Source organism: Paenibacillus sp. S25, from assembly GCF_019454085.1.
Taxonomy (GTDB): domain Bacteria; phylum Bacillota; class Bacilli; order Paenibacillales; family Paenibacillaceae; genus Paenibacillus; species Paenibacillus polymyxa_B.
The window spans coordinates 1,568,396-1,591,359 of record NZ_CP073683.1 but is presented as its reverse complement, the minus strand read 5'-3'; the positions used below and the strand labels follow the sequence as shown (position 1 = coordinate 1,591,359).

General features: G+C 45.9%; 26 protein-coding genes. 4 read left to right on the top strand and 22 right to left on the bottom strand.

The window, feature by feature from the left end; translation table 11 throughout:
- Nucleotides 1-91 precede the first annotated feature (91 nt).
- Nucleotides 92-1,177: a saccharopine dehydrogenase family protein gene (locus KAI37_RS06865; RefSeq protein ID WP_220030963.1), complete on the bottom strand. Its 1,086-nt coding sequence runs from the start codon at nucleotides 1,175-1,177 to the stop codon at nucleotides 92-94.
- A complete protein-coding gene (locus tag KAI37_RS06860; RefSeq protein ID WP_076293769.1) occupies nucleotides 1,164-1,979 on the bottom strand; it encodes a class I SAM-dependent methyltransferase in 816 nt (271 codons plus the stop codon). Before KAI37_RS06860 ends, KAI37_RS06865 begins: the two co-directional genes overlap by 14 nt.
- A gap of 172 nt (nucleotides 1,980-2,151) precedes the next feature.
- Between KAI37_RS06860 and KAI37_RS06855 the strand changes: the two genes are divergently transcribed.
- Entirely contained in the window at nucleotides 2,152-3,243 is a 1,092-nt protein-coding gene (locus KAI37_RS06855) for a LuxR C-terminal-related transcriptional regulator (protein WP_071640015.1), read from the top strand.
- Nucleotides 3,244-3,319: 76 nt separating this feature from the next.
- Here KAI37_RS06855 and KAI37_RS06850 read toward each other — a convergent pair whose 3' ends face one another.
- The 17 genes from KAI37_RS06850 to KAI37_RS06770 all read right to left on the bottom strand — a co-directional run bounded on the left by KAI37_RS06850 (nucleotide 3,320) and on the right by KAI37_RS06770 (nucleotide 15,589).
- Nucleotides 3,320-3,499, bottom strand: a complete 180-nt coding sequence (locus KAI37_RS06850; RefSeq protein ID WP_013309345.1) for a hypothetical protein — start codon at nucleotides 3,497-3,499, stop codon at nucleotides 3,320-3,322.
- A 78-nt stretch (nucleotides 3,500-3,577) separates the two neighbouring features.
- Complete coding sequence (locus KAI37_RS06845; RefSeq protein ID WP_025724282.1) at nucleotides 3,578-4,579, bottom strand: NAD(+)/NADH kinase; 1,002 nt, start codon at nucleotides 4,577-4,579, stop codon at nucleotides 3,578-3,580.
- Nucleotides 4,576-5,637 carry an SPFH domain-containing protein gene (locus KAI37_RS06840; RefSeq protein ID WP_220030962.1) on the bottom strand — a complete coding sequence of 354 codons (1,062 nt, stop codon included), beginning with the start codon at nucleotides 5,635-5,637 and terminating at the stop codon, nucleotides 4,576-4,578. The genes KAI37_RS06845 and KAI37_RS06840 overlap by 4 nt, the downstream gene beginning before the upstream one ends.
- A gap of 170 nt (nucleotides 5,638-5,807) precedes the next feature.
- Complete coding sequence (locus tag KAI37_RS06835) at nucleotides 5,808-6,473, bottom strand: HD domain-containing protein (protein WP_220030961.1); 666 nt, start codon at nucleotides 6,471-6,473, stop codon at nucleotides 5,808-5,810.
- Between the two features lie 52 nt (nucleotides 6,474-6,525).
- Entirely contained in the window at nucleotides 6,526-7,245 is a 720-nt protein-coding gene (locus tag KAI37_RS06830; RefSeq protein ID WP_220030960.1) for a HEAT repeat domain-containing protein, read from the bottom strand.
- A gap of 224 nt (nucleotides 7,246-7,469) precedes the next feature.
- Nucleotides 7,470-8,504 carry an NAD(P)/FAD-dependent oxidoreductase gene (locus KAI37_RS06825; protein WP_104495019.1) on the bottom strand — a complete coding sequence of 345 codons (1,035 nt, stop codon included), beginning with the start codon at nucleotides 8,502-8,504 and terminating at the stop codon, nucleotides 7,470-7,472.
- Nucleotides 8,505-8,657: 153 nt separating this feature from the next.
- Nucleotides 8,658-9,161, bottom strand: a complete 504-nt coding sequence (locus tag KAI37_RS06820) for a DinB family protein (protein ID WP_220030959.1) — start codon at nucleotides 9,159-9,161, stop codon at nucleotides 8,658-8,660.
- A 24-nt stretch (nucleotides 9,162-9,185) separates the two neighbouring features.
- Nucleotides 9,186-9,635, bottom strand: coding sequence for a hypothetical protein (locus KAI37_RS06815; RefSeq protein WP_220030958.1), 450 nt, complete (start codon nucleotides 9,633-9,635; stop codon nucleotides 9,186-9,188).
- A gap of 28 nt (nucleotides 9,636-9,663) precedes the next feature.
- Nucleotides 9,664-10,185: a GNAT family N-acetyltransferase gene (locus KAI37_RS06810; RefSeq protein WP_220030957.1), complete on the bottom strand. Its 522-nt coding sequence runs from the start codon at nucleotides 10,183-10,185 to the stop codon at nucleotides 9,664-9,666.
- A gap of 39 nt (nucleotides 10,186-10,224) precedes the next feature.
- Complete coding sequence (locus KAI37_RS06805) at nucleotides 10,225-10,446, bottom strand: hypothetical protein (protein ID WP_258383053.1); 222 nt, start codon at nucleotides 10,444-10,446, stop codon at nucleotides 10,225-10,227.
- 15 nt (nucleotides 10,447-10,461) lie between these two features.
- Nucleotides 10,462-10,953, bottom strand: coding sequence for an 8-oxo-dGTP diphosphatase (locus tag KAI37_RS06800; protein ID WP_028542993.1), 492 nt, complete (start codon nucleotides 10,951-10,953; stop codon nucleotides 10,462-10,464).
- A 267-nt stretch (nucleotides 10,954-11,220) separates the two neighbouring features.
- Nucleotides 11,221-12,177 carry an aldo/keto reductase gene (locus KAI37_RS06795; protein WP_071640007.1) on the bottom strand — a complete coding sequence of 319 codons (957 nt, stop codon included), beginning with the start codon at nucleotides 12,175-12,177 and terminating at the stop codon, nucleotides 11,221-11,223.
- Nucleotides 12,178-12,285: 108 nt separating this feature from the next.
- Complete coding sequence (locus KAI37_RS06790; protein ID WP_071640006.1) at nucleotides 12,286-13,092, bottom strand: helix-turn-helix transcriptional regulator; 807 nt, start codon at nucleotides 13,090-13,092, stop codon at nucleotides 12,286-12,288.
- 36 nt (nucleotides 13,093-13,128) lie between these two features.
- Complete coding sequence (locus tag KAI37_RS06785) at nucleotides 13,129-13,590, bottom strand: hypothetical protein (RefSeq protein ID WP_220030956.1); 462 nt, start codon at nucleotides 13,588-13,590, stop codon at nucleotides 13,129-13,131.
- A gap of 11 nt (nucleotides 13,591-13,601) precedes the next feature.
- The gene (locus tag KAI37_RS06780) at nucleotides 13,602-14,030 is read right to left on the bottom strand and encodes a GNAT family N-acetyltransferase (protein WP_071640004.1); all 429 of its coding nucleotides are present in this window, start codon (nucleotides 14,028-14,030) and stop codon (nucleotides 13,602-13,604) included.
- A gap of 287 nt (nucleotides 14,031-14,317) precedes the next feature.
- Entirely contained in the window at nucleotides 14,318-14,671 is a 354-nt protein-coding gene (locus KAI37_RS06775; protein WP_076293773.1) for a FlxA-like family protein, read from the bottom strand.
- A gap of 81 nt (nucleotides 14,672-14,752) precedes the next feature.
- A complete protein-coding gene (locus KAI37_RS06770; protein WP_220030955.1) occupies nucleotides 14,753-15,589 on the bottom strand; it encodes a hypothetical protein in 837 nt (278 codons plus the stop codon).
- A gap of 286 nt (nucleotides 15,590-15,875) precedes the next feature.
- On the opposite strand from KAI37_RS06770, the gene KAI37_RS06765 reads away from it, so the two are divergent.
- From KAI37_RS06765 to KAI37_RS26735, 3 genes are all read left to right on the top strand, one after another.
- Complete coding sequence (locus KAI37_RS06765) at nucleotides 15,876-16,451, top strand: class I SAM-dependent methyltransferase (protein WP_220030954.1); 576 nt, start codon at nucleotides 15,876-15,878, stop codon at nucleotides 16,449-16,451.
- A gap of 15 nt (nucleotides 16,452-16,466) precedes the next feature.
- Nucleotides 16,467-17,072, top strand: a complete 606-nt coding sequence (locus KAI37_RS06760) for a DedA family protein (RefSeq protein WP_071639999.1) — start codon at nucleotides 16,467-16,469, stop codon at nucleotides 17,070-17,072.
- A 203-nt stretch (nucleotides 17,073-17,275) separates the two neighbouring features.
- Nucleotides 17,276-17,365: a putative holin-like toxin gene (locus KAI37_RS26735; protein WP_007429455.1), complete on the top strand. Its 90-nt coding sequence runs from the start codon at nucleotides 17,276-17,278 to the stop codon at nucleotides 17,363-17,365.
- A 210-nt stretch (nucleotides 17,366-17,575) separates the two neighbouring features.
- On the opposite strand, the gene KAI37_RS06750 is transcribed toward KAI37_RS26735, so the two are convergent.
- The 3 genes from KAI37_RS06750 to recQ all read right to left on the bottom strand — a co-directional run bounded on the left by KAI37_RS06750 (nucleotide 17,576) and on the right by recQ (nucleotide 22,895).
- Complete coding sequence (locus KAI37_RS06750; protein WP_071639998.1) at nucleotides 17,576-18,889, bottom strand: alkaline phosphatase; 1,314 nt, start codon at nucleotides 18,887-18,889, stop codon at nucleotides 17,576-17,578.
- A 184-nt stretch (nucleotides 18,890-19,073) separates the two neighbouring features.
- Nucleotides 19,074-20,942 carry a B12-binding domain-containing radical SAM protein gene (locus KAI37_RS06745; protein WP_071639997.1) on the bottom strand — a complete coding sequence of 623 codons (1,869 nt, stop codon included), beginning with the start codon at nucleotides 20,940-20,942 and terminating at the stop codon, nucleotides 19,074-19,076.
- Nucleotides 20,943-20,996: 54 nt separating this feature from the next.
- Nucleotides 20,997-22,895, bottom strand: coding sequence for a DNA helicase RecQ (recQ, locus tag KAI37_RS06740; RefSeq protein ID WP_025724305.1), 1,899 nt, complete (start codon nucleotides 22,893-22,895; stop codon nucleotides 20,997-20,999).
- Nucleotides 22,896-22,964: the final 69 nt, after the last annotated feature.

Below are 22,964 nucleotides of genomic sequence, written 5' to 3'. Positions count from 1 at the left end.
TTCAATAGGAAAAGAAATCCAAGACCTATCCGCAATACATTGCTGAATAAGCTTGGATTATATGAAAGTCCTTTATTAGAATGTATGACTTCTATACTTGCTGTCCGTTCACCTGAATATCTACGGCTACTTGCTGCCCCAACCAAGCCTGCATGCGATTCCACGAAAAAACCTGCTCCATGTGAAATACACCATATGGAAGTTCTGAACGGTACAGGGCGAGCGCTGCAAAGACGGTTGCCTTAGCGGTTAAATCAGACTGATGGTGCCCCCTTAGCCGGCATTCGACCTTCGTCTCCTTGCCATTGAGAGTTCCTCGAGCATCTACCTTGACCGCTACAGCATTCCCTCCTATATGTACCTTGCCAAAGCTGCGAACCACTGCATCACGCACGGTTTTCTGTCGGAGTAGACCTGATACTCCTATCGTTCGAAGCCCTGCCAGAAGCCGGGTGGTCAAGCGCGAATCGAAGCAAAGGCGTGTGCTAACCGTAGGAACTTTGAGCGTACGAGGAAGTGTCTGCTGATCCGAAAAAGGAAATCGATACGCCCGATGACGACCCACTCCTGCACCAAAGTCTGCTACTATGCCGTCGGTAAAGCTTTTTCGAGTCACAGAGCGTCCCTGTTCTATAACCTCCAAATCGGCATGAATCTGATCTACTGTCCACTCAATGGCAGCCTGACCGTGTCGATCCCCCAAGCCCAGCATCAAAGATATATTCAACTCATCCGTCTGATCCATGAGCTGTGTCGCTTGCAGTGCCAACAGATTGGTCAGTCCCGGAGCTAATCCTACGCTTAACAGGGCTGTGCCCTGATAAGATCGGGCCTCCTGATGACACTGCTCCACCTGACTCAAAAAGTCCGCATTCGCGGTAATATCCATGTAATGCACCCCATGTTGAAGACAAGCACGTACCAAGGCCGTATTGTCCTGATCCAGACACATGATCACCAATTTGGCTTGCTCTAATATCGACGGGTCCACCGGCTCATGAATATTAAGCTGCAAGGGCCGTATCTTACCATTCGATTGTTGGCTAAATTCAGTGGCCCGCTCCAGGCTACGACCTGCTGCAAATACCTTGCCGGGAAACATTTCACTTAATTCCGTGCATATAATTTTTCCAACATGCCCATACCCACCAATGATGATGATGTTATCCTTTGTCATAAGTCGTCACTCCCTCTTTAACCGCAAACCATGCATTTACTAAAAAAGCGCCATAATACCGGGTGATGTGGGTAAAGCCTGCATCTATCAACAGTTCCTGTATTGCCGCATTGGACACCGGGTTTGACTCACGACCGATGGAAGCAGCGAATCGTTCCCAATCCTCCAGTGAAATGCCCTGACTCAGCATATGACCTTTCCACGCCTGCATTTGGATGGAAAAAGAAGGCTCCTGCGGATTCCCATTAATAGAAGCTAGACAAAAAGGTGCACCCGGCTTGAGTCGAGCGGATATCTGGCGAAGCAATGCCTGCTTACTTTCCAAGCTCTGAAGAAAATGAAGCACCAGCAAGCAGGTAGCAGCGTCATAGACCGATTCTCTGCATGACTCTTCGCCGTGCTTTTCGTGCTGTTCTTCAGGCTGTTCTCCAGACAACTCTTCCAATGTACCTGCAACAAACGATATTTTTGAACTGATGCCCGCATGTGTCACACGCTTACGTGCCAAATCCAGCATGTGCTCAGAGGGATCAACTGCCGTAAAGGACCTTGCTTCATGGCGCCCTCCGAGTGTTATCAATTCCTGACCGCCTCCAGCTCCGACAATTAGCACATTTGGATCTATATTTCTAGTATGAGCCTGTGCCTCAAGCTGTGCGGTTATCAGACAGTCTGTCATCTCATACAAATGAGCATATCCAGGTATTTTTAAAGCAATCGTATCCGCGTACTTATGCACGTTCGGATGATTCCAGCTCATAGGTTGATTTGAGTCCGTATTTCCAATATGGGTATGTCTCATATGTGCTCTCCTCCAACATTTAGCCTTGATCTTCTCAGACCATTCGTTTATTGTAGATTTAATTAAGAATCATTCTCAATTATAAAGACAATACGAATATCCACCATCCCATAAATGTGGGATTTAAATAAGCGCGCTTGAGAATCTCCAGCTTTCACGATAGGAGTAAGTGATGAACGCACACTACACGCAATTTGCACAGCTTAAGGACGCCCGACAGCAAATCATTGATCTGGGGAAAAAAGCCCCCTCATCTCTAACGTACAAGCACACCCTAATCGACCGCTTGCGTACTCAGATTGCTTTCGATGCGGCATGCTGCACCTCAGTAGATCCGCGCACACTGCTTTCCACGGGGGCATTTACAGAGTCGGGTGTGGAGGACATTCATAACAAACTTCTGGAATACGAATATCTGCACGACGATATGATGAACTATGATCATTTGGTGCGAGAAGGACAGTCTGTAGCGACGCTACATGGGTCTACACAAGGCCAACCGGATCGGAGCACACGATATAGAGATGTTTTGCAACCCGCCGGATTCGGGGACGAGCTACGTGTTCCGTTTATGTACAAAGGGAGCTGTTGGGGATTTCTTACGTTGTTCCGTCATCATGGAAAGCCTGTATTCAGCGAGGAAGAGCAACAACTGCTTGAAGCGTTAGCACCGTCCATAGCCTACCATCTGCGTCAGGCCAGTGTCGGTTTATCTCCAGCCCCTGTCATGATCACGGAAAATGAACTTGAGCCAGGGATTCTCATGCTTTCCGATAAGCTAGAACCGGTCTCGTCCAATACAGTAGCAGAGCAGTGGCTACAGCTGCTTCGGCAGCAGGAGGGAATCCATGAAGACAGCCTTCCGGCTCCTGTCCGGGCGGTATGCTTGCGAGCGCTATCCACTGCCACTGCACCAGCCCGACTATGTATCCCCTCCGCAGACGCAGGAACCCCATGGGTAACCATCAGGGCCACCCTTCTGCAAGGCGGACAGGAGCATACGGGCCAGAAGCAGCTAGCCGTATGGTTCGAGGCTGCTAAAGCAACTGACATGCTGCCGCTTATGGCTGAGGTGTACTCATGGTCCGAACGAGAGAGACAAATTGTCCAACTCATTGTTCAGGGCTTTTCGACCAAGGAGCTGGCCAGCGCACTTCATATTACTGCCTACACGGTGCAGGATCATCTGAAAGCAATTTTCTTAAAAACGGATGTAAGCAGCCGTCGTGAGCTAGTATGGAAGGTTTATTCTAGATTCAATTAACCTATGTAAAAAAGACAGATGACCCGATTAGGGATCATCTGTCTTTGCATCACTGCTCTATTGGGACGCAAGAGCCTTATTTCTTCGAAGAGGAGTTCGTATCATCGTATGACACTGGTGAGGGCTTCGCAATCCATTCATCAGCCTCAGGCTCGATATCCACGCCATTTTCCAGCTTCGTTTTCTCCATCAAGGAATCTCCGTCCTCGTCCTTCTTGTTGCGGATTTTCGCTTCGTCTTGAGTGTGGTCGCTCATGTTGATTCCTCCTTTGTTTAATTTCATCTGATGGTTGTACCTTACTCATAATTACCCATTGCCGTCTTGTACAAACCTCTACACGACCAGATGCCCTTTTTTCTCCGCCGGTCCAATGGTCGCCTCAATGCCAGCATTAAACTCCAGAAAGTCGCTTTCTATTCCATCACTGAAAATAACTCCATTTTCCGGCATCTGCGATGCAATCCGTAACGGCTTTTCGGCTGCTACCTGACCAGACACGAGATCCGCAGCAGTCGTTCGACTGGGGAATGGTTCTCTCACCGTAAAATAAAGCGATGGCGAACTCCAGGTTGCACGATGATCATGACTCATTCCGTCTGCTGCCCCTTCCTGAGTGAAGGCTACACCGGGCATCAGCTGGCCTGGAGTCAGCGAGATTGGATGCCGTGTAGCACTGCCGACAATTCCGGCTGCTCCAGCCAGCACACTGGTCAGCCAACCTGTCGCTCCCAATCCGGTTGAAACGATAATGCCGCTGGATGATTGTTGCTCTACCTGATCCTCCAGCCTTAGCTCATATCTCGCGGAGACATGAGTTTTGCGCCCAATGAACAAATCATTTACAGCATACAAGGATTGCCCATCATTTAATTGGGCCTTAGCCAGCGTAACTTCCTTAATTGGCCGTCTGTGCACGAACACATCCGGCACCACCCAGCGCAGGTCGGAAACAGTAAACGGCAGCAATACCCCGTCCCAGCGCAATGGATCTGGATTCACACCGATAAGCGGCTGCTCGGTCAAATATTTTAACGTGTTGGCTACCAGCCCATCCTGACCCAGCACCACCACTGTATCCTGCTCACCAAAAATAAAGTTCGGCACATGCTCTCGCTCCACAATCTGAACACGACCCAAGGCCGTTAACTCCGACGTTGCCGTTGCCACCGCCCTGCGGTAATTTTCGTCCTCCAGCACATAATCACTGAAATCCGCACCCAACCGTTCCATAAAGAAGCGCGCCTGCTGCACCGTATTGTATCGGACAATCAGTTCCTCCAGTCGCGTTTTACGCTTCACCAAAATGATCTTCTGCTCTGTCATTCGGCTACTCATCGTGTTCTTCCTCCAGACCCTCTCGATCCTGCTGATCCGCTAGCTCCCGTATCTGACATGAGACCTTGCAGCAGATCCGGCGTAATATTCAGCTGACCGATTTTGCCTGCATTTTCTGCAAGCTCCTGGAATGCAATCGCAATTAGCTTATCCGGGCTCATATCCATGTTGGCCATAGCTTGAAGTACGTTCGGCTCAACATCCTCCAACGATTTCATGACTGCGGTCAGCTCGTAGGCCTTGGCATCGGCTTCTGCTTTTTTATTCGTTACGGTCAGCTCAATCAGCTCGCGTTTTTTCTCCTCCAAGGCCGTGTCAAATCGTAGCTGCTCCTCTTTCATCTCGCTTTGCTTTTGCTTCACAGAACGCTCGGCAACGAGTTGAGTTTCGCGGATTTGTTTCTTTTTCATCTCCACTGCAATCTCAGTGTTCAGCTCGTTTTCCTTCACACGCCGCTCTTGCTCAATAGATGCATTACGACGTTCATACAAAGCATGATCCGCGTTGCGAAGAATCTCTTCCCTCGCTTGAGCCTCCAGCGCTCTCATCGTCTCTTTATTGGGTAGAATCGCCAAAATCGACAGCCCCATAACCTCAATGCCGAGCTTTTCCATTTCCGTATGCTGAGCAATATCCTTCGTCATGTTTTGGGCCAGACGTTCACTGGACTGAACAGCTTCTTTGAGCGGGACACGCTCCAAATACTTTTTGGTAAGCACCTTGGCGATGTTAATCACCCGTTGGGCCAGCTTGCTCGGATCATCCGAAATGTAGCGTCGTTCCTTCAAGTCATACGTATAGTTTAAAATCTGCGTCGTTCTCCGATAATCCACAATTCGATACGTCAGTTGCCCCTGCACCGTCACCGCCTGAAAATCATTCGTCATGTCCTCAAACATGAACGGCGCATCAATGGAAGAGACGGGCACGACAACAACTGAGGTGGTTGGGGCGTAGTAATAAAAAGATAATCCAACTCCCTCCCGAACCACCTTCCCGTTTTTCACTTTCATCACATATTCACTGGGCTGAAATTTAACAAAATTAAATCCAAACATAGCCGCTTCCCCGCTTTCATTATATTTTATAACATATTGTTATTATCATTTTATTATTAACAATAAAATAACACACATTTTCAATAATATCAATATGACATTTATAAAAAAACAAAGGCCATTTCCCCTCCGATATGCTCGGTTAGAGGAAACAGCCTTATTGAAACACTTTATTTATTATCCACATTCCATTCTCTATAAAATTGCTCCAAGTACATCTCCATCCATTGATGCCGGGCCTCCGCCAGCTCTTGAGCATAAGCGGTATTCATTAAATCCTTGAGCTTGAGCAGCTTTTCGTAAAAATGGTATATGGCACTTTTACCTGCGGCACGATACTCATGCTGTGAAAAGTCTTTATCCGGGTGATGCATCATACTGCCTTTTGAGCCTGCATACATAAAGGTTCTTGCTATCCCAATTGCTCCAAGAGCATCCAACCGATCCGCATCCTGCACAACTTGACCTTCCAGCGTTTCCATAGGCGGGTTTTGTCCACCATTGTAGGACATCGTAGCTATAATAGTCATCACGTGCGTGATCACATCTGGATCACTTACATGCAGAAGCAGCCACTGCTCTACTTTATCCAGGCCCGCTTGCTTGGAATCATTTAATTTTTCATCCGCTACATCATGCAACAGTGCTGCCAGTTCACAAATAAACGAATCTGCGCCCTCTTTGGCAGCAATTTTAAGGGACAGCTTTCTCACCCGGTCTATATGAAACCAATCGTGACCACTATGATCATGCTCCAACTGCTGCTGTACAAAGGGCTCCGCCTTTTGAATAATATCTGCCAAAATCGCTTCCTGTTGCTCCGTTCGTCTCTTCATATGTCACCTTTCAATCCCGTCCATACTTTCTATGGTAGGTTCGTTTAATTTTTTAATGCTTGTCCATTTGCTTACTACGAATCATTGAGAGCGCCTTACGGGCTGCCAGCTTCCCATTCGGGCTTCCATGCTTCACCACTTCTTTTAATAACTCGGTCGCTGGTTCATATCCATGATGTCCAAAAAGGACACATGCTCGTTCCTGTACATACATATCCTCATCGTCCAAATAGGGAAGCAATGAGTCTAGTTCGCAGGTAGGCGTGATCGCCATTAAGCTATAAAGATGCTGACATCTCACATCATCATCTACAGGTGAATCCTTTTCTAGCGAGGCTCTTAGTTCATTCATGCAACGAATATCTTCCGCTAATTGTTCTGTGCTAATGTCATCGCCGGACGGATAATCCTTACGTAGCTGTTCCCACTCCAGTGCTGGATTTTGCTCCAACTCTGCAATCAGAGAAAACGAACTTCTGTACGCCGGTGACAAATCCGTTTCCTCGTGACTTATATAACACAACTTATATGCTAACGGTCCCTCCACATATATGCCAACATAATTAGAATGGTCATCTGTCCATAGAGGGACGATATGTTTAAATACCTCGATCTGCCCCATCCACTTGATGCCCTCGGCAAGCTCTTGCTCATTCATGAGTCGAAGCTTAACGTTCCGTCCCTCTCGTTCCTTGCTATGTACGTGCAAAGCTTCCACCATGTCGTCTGGCAGATGAATTGCTAGCAGTTCAAGTACCTCTTGTAAGCTCATTTTTCACGCTCCTTATCTTCTCTACTTAAAATCTACTATATAAGACCGAAAAGGACAGGCTATCTTCATTTTATTCTATATGGTGTATGCATCCAACCTTTAGAACGAGAAGTCAGTAACCTGACAAAAAAAGAACCTCCAAAACCACATGAATTGTAGTCGCGGAAGTTCTTTTACATTTTCCCTACCCTATCTGTAATCCTATATAACTTATTTCCGTATTCTTACTCCACGACACCAAGCTCGCGGTTTTTTTCCTTGAATCGGCTGTTATGAGAAGATACATATGCCGCTTTGTCAGCTGCTGGATCAATGTACAGCTTGGCGCTGTTCAGTGCAAGGGCGGCATCTGTGAACGTACCAGCAATTAGATACAGTTTGCTTCCGTATTCGACAAAATCGCCTGCCGCGAAAATCCCTGGCAGATTCGTTTCTAGCTTTTCGCTCACTCGGGCATGCCACTCACCCATATCCAGCCCCCAATCCCGAAGCGGGCCGAAGTCGGATTTAAGTCCATGATTCACGATGACGGCATCGACATTCAACACCTGTATTTCGCCCGTATCCACATGACTGATCGTAACCTGTTCAATCGTCTCTCCGTTGTTGCTATGTAGCTGACTCACCGCGTATGGTGTGAGAATACGGACCGAGGATGATTTCATACGAGCTACATTTTTCTCATGTCCGCCAAAGTGATCCCGACGATGTACGACAGTCACACTCGCCGCAATAGACTCCAGCTCATTCGCCCAATCCACTGCCGAGTCGCCTCCACCAGAAATCAGGACGTGCTTGCCCCGGAATGGCTCCAGCTCTTGTACAGTATAATGCAGGTTCGTAACCTCATAGCGGTCCGCCCCCTCAATCTCCAGCTTAGCCATTTTGAGAATACCATAGCCTACTGCCAGAACGATCGTGCGTGTCCAATGCTGTTCCCCTGTGGCAGAAGTTAGCAGGAACGTGCCATCCTCTTGCCGGTCCAAACCAGTGATCTGCTGTCCCAGCACAATGGTAGGCTCGAACGTCCGTGCCTGCTGCTCCAGCTGATCAATCAGCTTTTCACATAAAACCGGGGTAACCCCCCCGACATCCCAAATCATCTTCTCTGGGTATATGCGCATCCGTCCGCCCAGCTCATGCTTGGCTTCGATCAGCTTGGTTTTCATATCTCTCATTCCACTGTAAAATGCGGTATACATACCGGCAGGACCACCGCCGATGATCGTTACATCATATAATTCCAAGGACACTGTCACTCTGCAACTCTCCCTATCATAACGTAATATGTCTGCTCCTATTATAAGTGATAATAATTATCAATATCAATTAAGAAATAAAAACATGACCATTAGAGAGGTTTTTGTGACCTTAGAACTACATTTTATAGGTTTATATAGCTACTGCTTCTGTTATTCTCGTAGATTATGCAAGGTTTGCTGCACTATCGCATGCAATGCTTTTTCATTAAGTCCTGTCTGTACAAATTGAAAACGGTGATCTGCCAATCTCTGAACTCGGTCTATGATCTGCCCCAGATGATAAGCCGTATGCTCCACCACATGGTATACGTCATACATATTCATCGCCCCCGTATGGTCCAATGCTGCACAGAAGGATGAAAAAGCTTCTTCTACCTCATCCATCAGTTGTTCCTTGTTTTGTATGGAAGGTATAAAGCTATCCTCCATTCCTTGCTTGTATGTAATCGTCGGATCTATGAGCTTGGCTGCGTTTCTGCGCACATGTACCATGATATGGTTGATGATCCCACCAATGCTATTCGTTTCCGCCTCACCGACGCGCCATAGCACCTGTTCATCCAAAAGCACAATGCATGCCCGCAACTTTACCAAATATTGATCGTACATTCTGTGCTTGGATATGATTTTAAACTCATGCATGGAAGAATCCATATATTCATTTCCTCCTTCGTCCTATCAAGTGAATTTCTCAAAAAAATCACTTCCATCGATCATCCAATATTGTTCAGGTGAAGGTACCTTGTTCAAAAAGTTTTGATATTCCCCTTTCCACCCCGCTGGGACATAGTGTTCAAACGAAGCTGGCTCAGGAAATAGCGAATAGAGAATTTTCTCGTCAAAGTTAACATAGAGAGCAGGACAGAACTCCAACAATTCATCCTTATGCTGAATAGCATCATTAAGAAATTGGAGCATTGAAGTTAGTTCCCCAGTAGCCACCTTATATTCATAGATGTGATCCAAAAATGCTCCCGCTGTGGTTTCATCCAACATAGGGATACCGAACCGTTCCTCCATCTCGGTATTCAAAAACCAATACTCTCTTTCCGTCACATACCAATTCCATTTCCCTTTAAAAATAACACCAACAATGATGTTTTGCGCATATTCAGGCCATAATTTCATGAGCTTCTCGCGTTCCCCTCTTTCTCACTCACAGTTCGATCCAAAACCGGTTTACACGGTTTCCGTCTTCCTCTATGTAATCCTTGTCCGGCGTTCCGCCATTTTGTATGATTGTTTTTTTGGAGGCAATATTATCGGAGTCGCATACAACCAAGGCACGGGAAATCCCCAGCTCTTTTGCTTTTTCTAACGCCAAGGCCAGCATTGTAACAGCGTACCTGTTCCCTCGTGCAGAAGGACGGATACCGTAACCGATATGACCTCCGGCATTCATTAGGTGTTCGTTAAGGTCATGCCTGATATTTACTGCTCCCACGACCTGTTCATTCGCATTCACAAGCCAGTATGTTGAGCTTTTGACCCAGCCTTCAGACAGGTTGATTCCATTTTCCTGATTACTTAAAACCGTCAGCATACCTTCAAAATCGTACGGTTCTAAAGAAATCACCCAAGGTACCATATGCTCCTGACTCTGTTTCCATTCCTCATAAAATGAAAGATAAGCGACCTTCCAGCTCTGATCCGGCTGTACCAATTTGACGGTCTGCATCCCGCTCACTCCCCCCTCTTTAAACATTCAATTCATCTGCTATTGCTTGTATTCAATATCCATGAATTTTTGCGCCCAAGCTGCAAAAGAGAGCTTATCATCCCAAGTGACTTGCTTCATCGCTTTGGCACATCCCCAGTTTAGAACCTGCTGATGCAGCATATGTACCCGGAAACGCTCAGTAAATCCTTCTTTAGATTTCATCCCTTGTGCGTAAGCAGTAAGAAAACTTTGTGCCAACTCTTCTTCGCCGTTCTCCAAATGCCGTCGTCATCTCTACACACCATAGCTCTTAATCGTTGCTTCTAGGGTTTCATCTGTATCCGCCAGCCAAACGAAACTAACCTCAAACGTTCCCGGCTCAAAAAACAATGGAAATCTCCGCTTAAACCAATCCTGCATCGGCAGATTTAGCGCCTCCTTCATATCCACCCACAGCAATTCTCCCTCAGGGGGATTTTTTAATAGCTCACCTTCAGTGGCTGTAGCCAAATAGTTAAAGACCATATATCTCAGCCCTTGACTTGGGTCACAATATTCGTCGATTCCTTTAAATACAATTTCCGTAACGGTTAAGCCTGTTTCTTCCTTTACTTCACGAATGGCCCCATTCACAATGCTTTCTGGAAACTCTACTTTTCCTCCTGGAGCAATATAACCCGGAAACCCCTTTCGATTTGGTCTATTCATAAGCAATACCTTGCTTCCGTCTTGAATCATACACATGGTATATATTTTGTGTGTCACTTCTGTTGTCAATCCGATCATACCTTTCTTTATTCACGATTCACTATAATCTAGCTTTTAACTTTCACACCGACATACTGTGGTTAAATATGGCATTTCCCATACTTTAACTCGTTATTTTGTAGAGCGCAATAACTCTAACCATAGACTAGATTAGAGAACTCATGCCTAAGTCGGTCAAAACTAGCAAAAAAGACCGCCTTTCTGCAGAGCCGTTGGTACTACCAAGCGACTCCAGAAAGGAACGGTCTTATCCTAAACTTAATCATCATGCCAATACTCAGTTTTCTAGGCACGCCCCGGATAACGAGAACCTGCTGCGAAACCTTTGGGCGAAATACGCTCGATCTCTTGAAGCTCTGCTTCCGACAAGGAGACCTCTAGAGCACCAAGATTTTCACGCACTCTTTCCAGTCTCTTCGTTCCCGGAATCGGGACGATATGGTCGCCTTGCGCCAGCAACCATGCCAGCCCCAACTGAGCAGAAGTACAGCCTTTTTGGGCAGCCAGTTTTTCGATCAGGAGGACAACCTCTAGATTTTTGTTGAAATTCTCGCCTTGGAAGCGAGGGAAATGACGGCGGTAATCATCCTCTGGCAGATCGTCAAATTTCTTGATCTGTCCCGTGAGGAAACCTCGACCCAGTGGACTGTAGGGTACGAAGCCGATTCCCAATTCGTTCAGAAGTGGAAGAACATCATCTTCCACTTCTCTGCTCCACAAGGAATATTCGGTTTCTACTGCGGTAATTGGATGCACCGCATGCGCGCGGCGGATCTGTTCAGCCGACGCTTCTGACAAGCCGATATAACGGATTTTCCCTTCCTTAACCAAATCGGCCATCGTTCCGACGGTCTCTTCAATTGGAGTATTGGGATCAACTCGATGCTGATAATACAGGTCGATATAATCGATCCCCAGATGAAATAGACTGGCGTCCACAGATTTTTTAATATATGCCGGATCTCCCTTGGGTCCCTGAGTGTGCGTGATCCCGAATTTAGTGGCAATCACTACCTCCTCCCGACGACCCTTGAGCGCACGTCCAACCAGCTTCTCATTGCCGCCGAACTTCTGCTGTGCATATTCCTCACCATAAAGATCTGCTGTATCAAACAGCGTTACACCAAGGTCCAGCGCTCCCTGAAGTGTGCGCACCGACTCCTCGTTGTTCGGCATCATCATCGTGCCAAGGCCCAGAGCTGATACCTCCAGCCCTTCACGTCCCAGTTTCCTTTTCAGCATATCATGGTTCCCTCTTTTCTTTGGGTAAATGGATGGAATGAACATGTACTCATTCTAATGGACCCGTATGGAGGCAACCACAGTACGTTTATACTAGTAACAAGATCACTAGGCAGAGGATTGGCTTACTGGCGTGTAGATACAAAAGTGCAGACCCGGTTGGTCCGTAATACTTGCTAAAGAATTAATATCATAAGAAACGGCCTCCACAGCGCCAGGAACTTGAAAGGAAACCCGATTCACTTTTTTGAGCTGGATATGATGCAGCTTCCACATGGTGTCAAACTCCATACTTTCCACACGCAGCCCTTCTACCGTCTCCTCAAACCAAGGATCTCCTAAATACTTGTCATAATAAGTTCTAAAAACAGCCACCGAATAGGACGCAAATTCTTCCCAGTTAACCATTCGACGACGTAATTCGGAATCCACGAACAATAAACGAATCATGACACGTTCAGAAACGGACAGGGAAGAAAAATCGGTAATGACCTCATTCGCCGCGCTATTCCAAGCAAGCACTTCCGCTTTCTCATTGCTGATGAAGGATGGATAGGACAACTGATCAATAATATGTTGCCACTGTGGATTCAGCGTTGTATGGATGGGCGAAATAGCAACCGTCTCATTGGGATTCCACAATTGAATTAGATGTGCTCTCTCATCATGAGTTAATTGTAGAGCTTCTCCTATACTTTCGATAATCTCCTTAGATGCCGTTACTTCTCTACCTTGTTCCAGCCATGTGTAATACGTCGCACTGACACCTGCCAGCATAGCAACTTCTTCTCGGCGAAGCCCCGGTGTTCTTCGCTGACCCTGTGAAAGTCTAAGACCTGCCTGCTCTGGTTGAAGTCGATTTCGACGTGATTTCAGAAAAGCACCCAACGTTTTGGATTTACTATAATCATTCATGTGTCACCTCTTTTCGAATCAATCGCCATAGAACGATCACAGTCCCTCCTCAAACAACTGTAGGCCTATGATTTCAAAGGCGACACCGTCGCCCGCTTTAACGTTGACATCACCATTCATTTCTTCAGAATCCAAAATAAACGTAGTGTCTCCTACTACAATCTCCAGACATTCTATTTCGCCTGCTACGTTGTGCAGCACTTGATGTATCATTCCTTGAATCCAATAGTCGCCTAGCTTGGGTTGAGGCCGAAAAATCCCTGTCTCTTCAGTAGACTTCAGCCTTCTGAACCCTTCTATACTGGATTGAGAAGTCTCGACCGAAATCACACAACCGGGAATCAACTTATCCAAGCTTTGTTCATACGGGACAACATACGCATATCCAGAAGTCAGTTCATGCCAGAAATATGTCCAGTAGCCGTATACTTTTTCCTTGCCAATACTACGAATGATGATATGCTGATCTTTATTTATTTCCTTGATCTGTACGCGCATATATAGAGTCCTCAGTAGATACTTTTCTTATAATAATAGTGTTTAAAGCCTCTTGGAGCATCGTCAATGACACCAACGACTTCATACCCCTGCTTTTCATAGAATTCGGGCGCTTGAAAAGTAAAGGTATTAAGTTGTATAAAATTACACCCTTTATCTTTAGCAATTTGTTCGATTTCACCAAGCAGTTGCGAACCGTAGCCCTTTCCTCTGTAGCGCTGATCTACCCACAAAATGTCAACCTCCACCCAGTTCCAACATAGTACACTTAGGAGACCGCCTATCACCTGACCGACTTCATTTTTAAGCGTAAGATTAATCTCTTCGTATTGGGTTCGAATATCTGCTGGGACGTGTTTCGCATTATACTCAATCAACTTGTTTCTGACTAAACGCGCTTCATCCCTACTACCTCGACTTATTTGAGGTTCCAGCGTCATGGCATAAATCCTCCAATTTAAAATGAATACTAGCACTTACTGATTTAAATATAATGGTTAAAATACCTTCATCTTCTTACTGTTATATATTGTATATACTTTTCTATGTTTAGTCACATGATTCATTTAACGGATAGAATTATTCCGATCTAATTAGCGCTGATTGAAAGTCGCTCCCTGGATTCATGTAAAATATTTAGTAAACGAAAAAAGCAGGCCTCGATGAAACGGAGAGCCTGCTATCGTTTGTATCCATCGTCTGTCCTACAGGAGAAGAGATGCGATGATCAAATTGAAATATCCAGTGATTTCCCCACTCCCGTAATATCACTGCTGTTAGCGCTGTTGATACGAGTTGTTTCCGTGTTACTTGGAGCGGGCTTTTCCATTTTTGGAGCTGACGTGCTGCTGGATTGCGAACTTTGCTGTGCAATTTGAGCTTCAATCTGTTTAATTTGCTGCTGAAGCTGCTTTATTTTTGTTCCTTTTGTATCTTTATTATCCTTACTTTGCTGTACCTTATTGTACTCCGCTTCAAGTTGAGCTTTTTGCTTTTCCAGACTAGCTGTATCGTTGGTACTGGATGAAGATGAAGTGCTTGTAATAGATATTGAACTGCTGGATGTGGATGAAATGTTCATACGAGATTTCCCCTTTATAAAAGTATGAGTTTTACACGTGTGGGCTAACCGGTTCTAAGCTATGGTATTGCACTCTAATGACTATGACGACGATGATACAGATTGTTCAAAAATCTTAGCGATTTTATCGAATAAAGCCGATATTTCTTCATCTGTGGCATTCGATTCATCTGTATTTCCCCACGCTTCTTTTAATGCAGAAAGCAGATCTGTTTCCTGATCTTTGTCCGAAGCTGTTGACCCGGATATAAGACTGGAACTCAGAACGCTTTGCAAATCACTCAGCAAGGATCTTTTTTCATCTACTGTAAGCTCTTTCTCAGATGTAGCACTGTTATCCTCTTGATTGGAAGTCTCTTGGATATTCCAAGCGAATGGAGGCATAATTCCACCCATTGCCTGCATCATAGGAGGCAGAACACTGCTATCCATTTCAGGGTGGGACGGGTCCCCTTCAGGCGGCGGTGCAGGACGATTATTTTGGATCGTTTCTGCTATCTTATCGAATAGCTCCGATACTTCCTCATCTGTTGCCGTCGAAAGATCCACACCGGCTAATAAGTCGCTAACCGAAGCCAACGGATTCTTCGTGCTATTGGTGAGTTCATCTGTATCAGAGGAAGCACTTGAAGACATCAGATAACTTTGCAGGTCAGACAACAGCGTTTTCTGTTGGTCTGCAGTTATTGCAATGGTATCCTGATCGTCGTACTTGTAATCATTACTGTAGTTTTCCGTAGGAAGCGGAGCCTGCATTCCTCCCGTGTATTCCATAAATTCCTTGCTCAATTCGAGTGAATCGTTAGATTTCTTGTGTGTGGTATGACCCGTGGTATTTAGTCCATTCTCATTTGACTTCACCGTATTCGATTGATCATAGGAAGTCGTGATGAGATGCCTGTTAATGGATAGTGGCAAAGTAGATCCCCTCTCAGTGTACATAATGTTTTTAGCTGCCCACCTACCTTTCATCGGCAGCAAATCTGAATGCAACCTGAGGGTATGCTGAATGATAACTGAATACATACAGACTCACTAATACCGTAATCCTTTTTTATTTCCTAGACCATAGTCAAGGAAAATCCCCTCCGCAGGACGGGGGGATTAACCCTACTCGAGACAGGAGTAAGTAAAGGGATAATTTGTTACTCTTAGCAAAGAATAATTGAACGTATTCTAAAAATTGAAAGTAGGGGAATGATGTATGATCCGTATTAGCCATTTGGTTCACGAGAGACTTATGTTCCTATTCAAATTTTTGTACTCGCCTGCATATGTGGGTAGTGTAACACCAAGTTCCAGATTTTTAGCTAAAAATATGATAGAATCCATTCTATGGAGTGAAGTTCATGCTGTTGCCGAGCTTGGTGCTGGCACGGGGGCAATTACTCAATACATCCCGTCTGCTGCCAATTTTCAACCAAAGGTTTTACTCTTTGAAAAGGACCAGGCCATGCAGCAGAATTTAAAAAGAAGATTCCCGAATTATCTGTGCTATTCCGACTCGCGTGAGCTTCAGCTTGCTATGAAAAATGCCCAAATAGAACAGCTTGACTGCATAATTAGCGGGCTGCCATTTTTCAATTTTCCACAAGCGATGCGAAATCAAATTGTAGAACAAATTCATCTATCGCTCAGGGATGGAGGAATGTTTGTGGCCTTTCAATACTCTAAACAGATGAAGCAACAGTTAGGTGAATGGTTTGATATTGAAGAAATTAAGTTTGTGCCTATGAATATTCCACCTGCATTCGTGTATGTATGCCGAAAGAAAGCATAAGAAAGGAGTATAGGTATGGACGTGGAATATTTAATTTCCATCATCGAACAATACGGCTATGCAGCATTATTCTTTTCTCTATGGCTCGGAATTGTGGGTCTGCCCATCCCGGATGAAGTCATTGTGATGACTGGCGGGGCTGTAACAGGCATGGGCATACTTCACCCGTTACCCGCTTTTTTAATTGTATATCTTGGGGTTATATCAGGCTTGTCCTTAGGTTATGTATTGGGGAGAACCGTGGGTACACCGATTCTAGAACGTTTGCGCCGGAAGAAAAAAATGGACAAGTACATTACGTTTTCAGAAAAATTAGTACATAAGTATGGAAACTTCACTATTTGCATCAGTTATTTGCTGCCGATCGTCCGTCACATTATCCCATATATTGTCGGAATCAATAAAATGAGCTTCAAACGCTATGCACTCTTCTCTTATTCAACAGGCTTGATCTGGACGCTAATCTTCTTTCTGCTCGGACGTATCTTTGGCGATCATATACAAGCAGCAGGAGAACTGATCCATCGTTATGGCCTGCAGATGGCATTGCTTCTCATCATGCTGACAATTATATTTTTTACAATGAAATTTGTGTGGGGGAAGAAAACAACGGAGGAGTAAAGGTTGAGTATATTCGGCATGTTCATAATATAAGCGAATTTAAAAGTTACCTTTGGTGCTTCCCATCCGACTGCGCATTGGCACGACAGGTAACTTTTTAGTTCAGGTTTGTCCTTTTTAGCAATACTATCCATATGATATACTATAAACTAACAACAGAATGGCTTAGATGGGCGGCCGGCTAGTCTCCTGCAAAGGAGGTGATGCCTGTGGAGGTTAAAGATACATTAATGTTGATGATTCAATTTGCAACGTTGGTGATCTTGATTATTTCCTTCAACAAAAAGAAATAGACCGCCCTCTGGAAAAGGAATGCGGTCATATTTCGATGACTAAAACTTTTTGAACAGCCACCGCCCTTATAAGCGGCTGTTGTAAAAGAGTGAGGATGTTGGTAGCATCCTTACTCTTTTTTAGTATATACTTATTAGTTTTAGTTTATCACAGGAAAAACCATATTGCCAATATGGCAAATCTTTTTAAGGGGCAGCTTTCACACTACGTTACTTCTTTAATTGAAGTAGCTTAACCAGCTTGTCATGAATGGCAGTATTCGGGTAATTCCCGCTAAACTGAGAAGAGCCGGGGCCCATTGCGGTTAACGCCACATCAACAGATGTATGTCCTCCCGTGGTCCAGTCGATATAAAACTTTTCATTAGAGCCTTTTACAGTAAAAGGACCATCTTCTTTGGAGACGCCTTCACCGGATTCATCCTCCGCATCTTCGCCTTCAATCGCCAAACCGCCCGTTTCATGATCTGCCGTCACCAACACTAATGTATCTGGATGTGCTTTGGCATAATCCTTTGCTACTTTAACAGCCTTATCGAGCTGTTGCCCAGCCTTAATTGTTAACTCACCTTCATTGTCATGCGCCATCTCATCCGTTCCTTCTTCCTCTACCATCAGGAAAAAACCTTTTTGGTTTTTGGAAAGAACATCAATCGCTTTAGCCGTCATATCTGGTAGAGAAACCGTTGGGTTGTAAGAGTTACCCAGCTTGTTGTGAGCTTGAAACATTTCTTCATTGGCGAACAGCCCTAACAACTTAGAACCTTTAGCTGCTTTCATTTCTGTCTGATTTGTCACATAGCTATAACCCAACTTCTTCGCTTGTTCTACCAAATTTCCTTGAGTTCCCTTACTAGCTTCCTCAGGATCTTCTGCCGGTGCATCTGGATGTTTGCCTACTGTTCCGGCAGGGTACCAGAAATCCTCACCACCGCCCAGAATAACGTCCACCTTGCTTTTCTCCAGATACTGCTTGGCAATCTCGCTTTGAGCGGAGCGTTTTTCGACATGCGCACCAAAGGCGGCCCCCGTTGCGTCTGTCACTTGGCTTGTCGTCACGACACCTGTAGACATGCCTGCTTTTTTAGCCAGCTCCATAATCGTTGTCACTGGTTTTTTATTCAAATCCATTCCGATCGCGCCGTTATACGTTTTCACACCTGTTGCAATTGCAGTCGCAGCGGCGGCAGAATCCGTAACCAGATTATCCCCTGAACTTGTGCTAACCAAGCCGGTTACAGGCATGTTGTCCATTTCAAGTAATCCCGATTTCCCTACCGTCGCCAAGCGAATCGCGTTGCGACTTGCTTCTCCCATACCATCGCCGATAAAGAGAATGACATTCTTAGGAGCATCGACTTTCGCTGACGAAGTTTTCAGTCCTTTGGATACCTGTGCGGTAGTAGACTTGGTATTAGATGAGGCTGCAAAAGCGTTGGGGATATTAGCAGATAACAATGGCGCACTCAAAACGGTAATGGCACCTAAAGCAAGGATACTCTTTTTCATCGAACGCTTTTTCACAAGGTCACACTCCAATAAATTTAATATTCATATATGATAAAGTAATCATATATCTGCTTTGTAAAGCATCGTAAAGCAATAGATTACACGAATGTAAAATTTGGAGTGACCACCTATTTTTTATAAAACAAAAGAAGACACCGACTCTTAATTTATCAAAGTCGATGCCCTCTGGCGTTTTTATTTAAATGGCGGCGATATTTTTGCCGATCGGCATGGTGTAGTAGAGCGGTTTTTGCTGTCCATTTTGCTGATAGACTACAAGCAACAGCGTGCGGCCTTCGGCTGTCAATGGGCTTCCCCCACTCAGGATATGATCCAGACTAAACGGCAGTACATCCAGCACAGCGTGCTTTTGCAGTTCCTTTTCACTCAGCTTCAATGAAGCAAAGGCTGGAATAATCTCGCGGTATGGCTGAGGCTGTTGATTGCCTACATTCGCCTCACCTGTACTCTCCTTGCTCGCATCTGCCACTAAATCTGCAACCGCAGGTGACAACAGCGCGTCCGGGTGCTGGAGAATCATTTTCATGTAGCTGGACCAATCGTCCTTCTCCAAGGTATGCTCCCACCAGATTTTACGCGGCTTGTATTTATGGTTCAGGAAATAATCAAGCTTCATCAGTCCAAGCACCATATCCATTCGCTTTGTTCCACGCGATTCCAAGAAGGACTGGAGACGCGTGAACAAATCTTCGAGCTGATGTCCAATTTTTTGCCAGCCCTGTCCTTCCCAGTAGTCTCCGAATTCCTGAAAGAAATCAAAAGCGGACGAGAATTCACGCTCAATCAGATAGTTGACTGTATGATCCATACGATGAGAGTTCCAGTATTTCTCCAATACATCTTCCAAGCGCTTGAGCCGGACGATATCGGCAAAGGAAAGGACGTCATTGCTCAGCATTTCATAAGGCGCCACGTCCATGTACTTGTAGTTGTACTTATCTGCGTCGATACGCAGTCCAGTGCCACGCAGCATTTTAAGGAAGCCAAGTTGAAGCTCTTCCGGGCCGAGCGCAAAAACGTCATTAAACGTTTTACGGAATGTGTTGTAGTCCTCCAAAGGCAATCCGGCGATCAAATCCAAATGCTGGTCGATTTTACCGCTTTGTTTGACCTTGGTAACAGTACGGGAAAGCTTGGTAAAGTTCTGGCGACGTTTAACCAGCTCATTGGTAGGATCATTCGTTGATTGGACGCCGATTTCAAATCGAAATACGCCCGGCGGCGCGTTTTCCGCCAAATAATCCAATACCTCAGGACGCATAATATCTGCCGTAATCTCAAACTGGAAGACACAGCCACGGTGATTTTCAATCAAAAATTTGAACATTTCCAATGCATAATCGCGTTTAATATTAAACGTCCGATCCACGAACTTGATTAGGTTGGCTCCATTGTCGATCAGATACAAAATATCTGACTTTGTGCGCTCGATATCGTAATAACGCACCCCAACCTCAATGCTGGACAGACAAAACTGGCAGCTGAACGGACAGCCCCGGCTCGTTTCAAAATAAACAACCCGTTTCCCGAGTTCCGGTATATCCTCTGCAAAACGATAGGGCGACGGCAGCTCGTTCAAGTCTGCTTTCGGGCGGCCGGGCATCTGAATAACCTCTTCTCCCTTACGGTAAGCCAGTCCATAGACAAAATGGAACTTGCGATCCCCTTCCAGCTCCTGCAGCAGTTGATGGAAGGTTTCCTCTCCTTCACCAACCACGATAAAATCCACATTCGCCAAACGCTTCATCCAGTGATCCGTATCGTAGGATACCTCCGGACCACCCAGAACAATTTTGACCTCGGGCATAATCTTTTTCAACACATCAATGACTTTAATCGTCTCTTCAATGTTCCAAATATAACAGGAAAAGCCGATGACATCTGCCCCCCGTTGAAACAAATCGGATACGATGTTCATCACCGGGTCCTTAATTGTGTATTCCGCCAGCTCGATATCAAAGTCCTTTTCACTGTAGGCTTTGAGGCATCGAATTGCCAGCGAGGTATGAATATATTTTGCATTTAACGTTGATAAAATGACTTTCATAGGTCACAACCTTCTATAGTTTGCATGGACTGTTATAGCCTTACCTTAGTATAGCTATTCAAAATCCTCGTACACATCGTCTGCATAAATCTCGTCCTCGCTTACCGTTCCCCCGATATTCCCCTGATTTTGAAAAAAATCAAGAAACGGCTTGCCGTACTTACGGAACTTCACTTCGCCGACACCCTTGATCCGCAACATGTCTGCCTCGGATTGCGGGCTCGCTACGCTCATCTCACGCAGCGTCGCATCATTAAAAATGATATAAGACGGTACATGCTCCTGGGCGGCCAGATCGCGGCGGATCAGGCGCAATTGCTCAAACACGGTTTCGTTGACTGCAGCCGGGTATGCATCGCGTCCCTGTCTTCCGCGTGAACCTGCTCCACCTGCAAAAGCCGTGGCATGTCGCACCACACGCTGCATGACTTCTCGCTGGCCTTTCAGCACTTCAGCCGCAAGCTGCTGCAAGCGTACGACCGGATATTGTCCCTCGGACAACATCAGATAGCCTTCCGAAACAAGAACATTGATAATTTCAGCAATTTCTTTTTCCGTCCGGTTGCCCATCACGCCATAGGTTGGCAGGCTGTCAAAACCATACTGCAGCACTTTTTTGTTACGCGAGCCTTTCAACACCGAGGCGACCATCGAGACCCCATAACGTTCCCGCATGCGATGAATGCACGAAAAAATCTTTTGCGCATCTATGGTCATATCAACCAGTTCCCGCTCATCTGTACATGAACTACATATGCCGCAAGCTTCATGCTCTTCCGCTTCTCCGAAATACTCAAGCTGTGCCGTACGTAGGCAACGAGTCGTGTAGCAATAATCAACCATCTGCTGGAGCTTGCGGTAGTCGTTACGCTTGCGGTCTTCATCCTGTGGATTTTGCTCAATCAGAAACTTCTGCGTCACAATATCTTGCGGTCCGAACAGCAAAATACATTGACTCGGGTCGCCATCACGTCCTGCGCGTCCCGCCTCTTGCACGTAAGCCTCCATATTTTTAGGCATGTTGTAGTGAATGACATAGCGTACGTTCGATTTATCTATCCCCATGCCGAAGGCATTGGTTGCTACAATGACACGGATATCGTCGTACAGAAACCCTTCCTGGCTATCTGCACGTTCCTGATCTGTCATCCCGGCATGATAACGCCCGGCTGCCATGCCTGCGTCACGCAGCCGTTGGTACAAATCGTCCACGTCCTTACGTGTCGCCGCATAAATAATGCCCGATTCACCCTCATGCTCACGGGCATAATTCAGTAAAAAGCTGCGTTTGTCTTCCCCGCGTAGCACACTGAACGCCAAATTTGGCCGTCCAAGGCCTGTAACGAACGTCTCCGGTGAGCGCAGACGAAGTAGGCGCACGATGTCATCCATGACCTGCGGTGTCGCCGTTGCCGTAAACGCCGCCACGATTGGGCGTTCATACAGCCCGTCCACGAATGGAGCCACAGCCAGATAGCTGGTACGGAAATCATGGCCCCACTGGGATACGCAGTGCGCCTCATCTACCGCAACGCAGGAAATTGGCAACTGAGCCATTTCATCCCGAAACCAGTCCAGTTCCAGTCGTTCCGGTGCGACATACAGCAACTTCAAGTCACCATTTCGTGCGGCTCGTATGCGGTCATTCACTTCTCGACCACTCAACGTACTATTGATGTAGGCAGCAGCAATCCCCATTGTAGTCAGCGCATCCACCTGGTCCTTCATCAGCGAGATGAGCGGTGACACGACAATGGTCAGCCCCTCATGCAGCAACGCGGGGATCTGGTAGCATATCGATTTTCCGCCCCCTGTCGGCATGATGCCCAACGTATCGTTGCCCTCCAGCATACTGGCCACAATTTTCTTTTGTCCCTCCCGGAAATCGGGATAGCCATAAAATTTTTGCAGCAAGTCCTGCGCCCGTTCCAATGTTGGTGCTTGTACACTCATAGTTTCAAAACTCCTCATATTTCTAGCGTCCTTGACGCATATCGGCTTTTCTTTCGTTACCTTTAGTTT

Excerpts from the sequence above, each read along its gene's own strand:
- KAI37_RS06795 (WP_071640007.1), bottom strand. The coding sequence starts at position 12,177 with ATGCTGAAAAGGAAACTGGGACGTGAAGGGCTGGAGGTATCAGCTCTG.
- KAI37_RS06865 (WP_220030963.1), bottom strand. The coding sequence starts at position 1,177 with ATGACAAAGGATAACATCATCATCATTGGTGGGTATGGGCATGTTGGA.
- KAI37_RS06820 (WP_220030959.1), bottom strand. The coding sequence starts at position 9,161 with ATGGATTCTTCCATGCATGAGTTTAAAATCATATCCAAGCACAGAATG.
- KAI37_RS06840 (WP_220030962.1), bottom strand. The coding sequence starts at position 5,637 with ATGTTTGGATTTAATTTTGTTAAATTTCAGCCCAGTGAATATGTGATG.
- recQ (WP_025724305.1), bottom strand. The coding sequence starts at position 22,895 with ATGAGTGTACAAGCACCAACATTGGAACGGGCGCAGGACTTGCTGCAA.
- KAI37_RS06830 (WP_220030960.1), bottom strand. The coding sequence starts at position 7,245 with ATGAGCTTACAAGAGGTACTTGAACTGCTAGCAATTCATCTGCCAGAC.
- KAI37_RS06775 (WP_076293773.1), bottom strand. The coding sequence starts at position 14,671 with ATGAACATTTCATCCACATCCAGCAGTTCAATATCTATTACAAGCACT.
- KAI37_RS06760 (WP_071639999.1), top strand. The coding sequence starts at position 16,467 with ATGGACGTGGAATATTTAATTTCCATCATCGAACAATACGGCTATGCA.
- KAI37_RS06855 (WP_071640015.1), top strand. The coding sequence starts at position 2,152 with ATGAACGCACACTACACGCAATTTGCACAGCTTAAGGACGCCCGACAG.
- KAI37_RS06785 (WP_220030956.1), bottom strand. The coding sequence starts at position 13,590 with ATGCGCGTACAGATCAAGGAAATAAATAAAGATCAGCATATCATCATT.
- KAI37_RS06810 (WP_220030957.1), bottom strand. The coding sequence starts at position 10,185 with ATGCAGACCGTCAAATTGGTACAGCCGGATCAGAGCTGGAAGGTCGCT.
- KAI37_RS06745 (WP_071639997.1), bottom strand. The coding sequence starts at position 20,942 with ATGAAAGTCATTTTATCAACGTTAAATGCAAAATATATTCATACCTCG.
- KAI37_RS06850 (WP_013309345.1), bottom strand. The coding sequence starts at position 3,499 with ATGAGCGACCACACTCAAGACGAAGCGAAAATCCGCAACAAGAAGGAC.
- KAI37_RS06800 (WP_028542993.1), bottom strand. The coding sequence starts at position 10,953 with ATGATCGGATTGACAACAGAAGTGACACACAAAATATATACCATGTGT.
- KAI37_RS06845 (WP_025724282.1), bottom strand. The coding sequence starts at position 4,579 with ATGAGTAGCCGAATGACAGAGCAGAAGATCATTTTGGTGAAGCGTAAA.
- KAI37_RS06765 (WP_220030954.1), top strand. The coding sequence starts at position 15,876 with ATGATCCGTATTAGCCATTTGGTTCACGAGAGACTTATGTTCCTATTC.
- KAI37_RS06835 (WP_220030961.1), bottom strand. The coding sequence starts at position 6,473 with ATGAAGAGACGAACGGAGCAACAGGAAGCGATTTTGGCAGATATTATT.
- KAI37_RS06790 (WP_071640006.1), bottom strand. The coding sequence starts at position 13,092 with ATGAATGATTATAGTAAATCCAAAACGTTGGGTGCTTTTCTGAAATCA.
- KAI37_RS26735 (WP_007429455.1), top strand. The coding sequence starts at position 17,276 with ATGCCTGTGGAGGTTAAAGATACATTAATGTTGATGATTCAATTTGCA.
- KAI37_RS06860 (WP_076293769.1), bottom strand. The coding sequence starts at position 1,979 with ATGAGACATACCCATATTGGAAATACGGACTCAAATCAACCTATGAGC.
- KAI37_RS06780 (WP_071640004.1), bottom strand. The coding sequence starts at position 14,030 with ATGACGCTGGAACCTCAAATAAGTCGAGGTAGTAGGGATGAAGCGCGT.
- KAI37_RS06815 (WP_220030958.1), bottom strand. The coding sequence starts at position 9,635 with ATGAAATTATGGCCTGAATATGCGCAAAACATCATTGTTGGTGTTATT.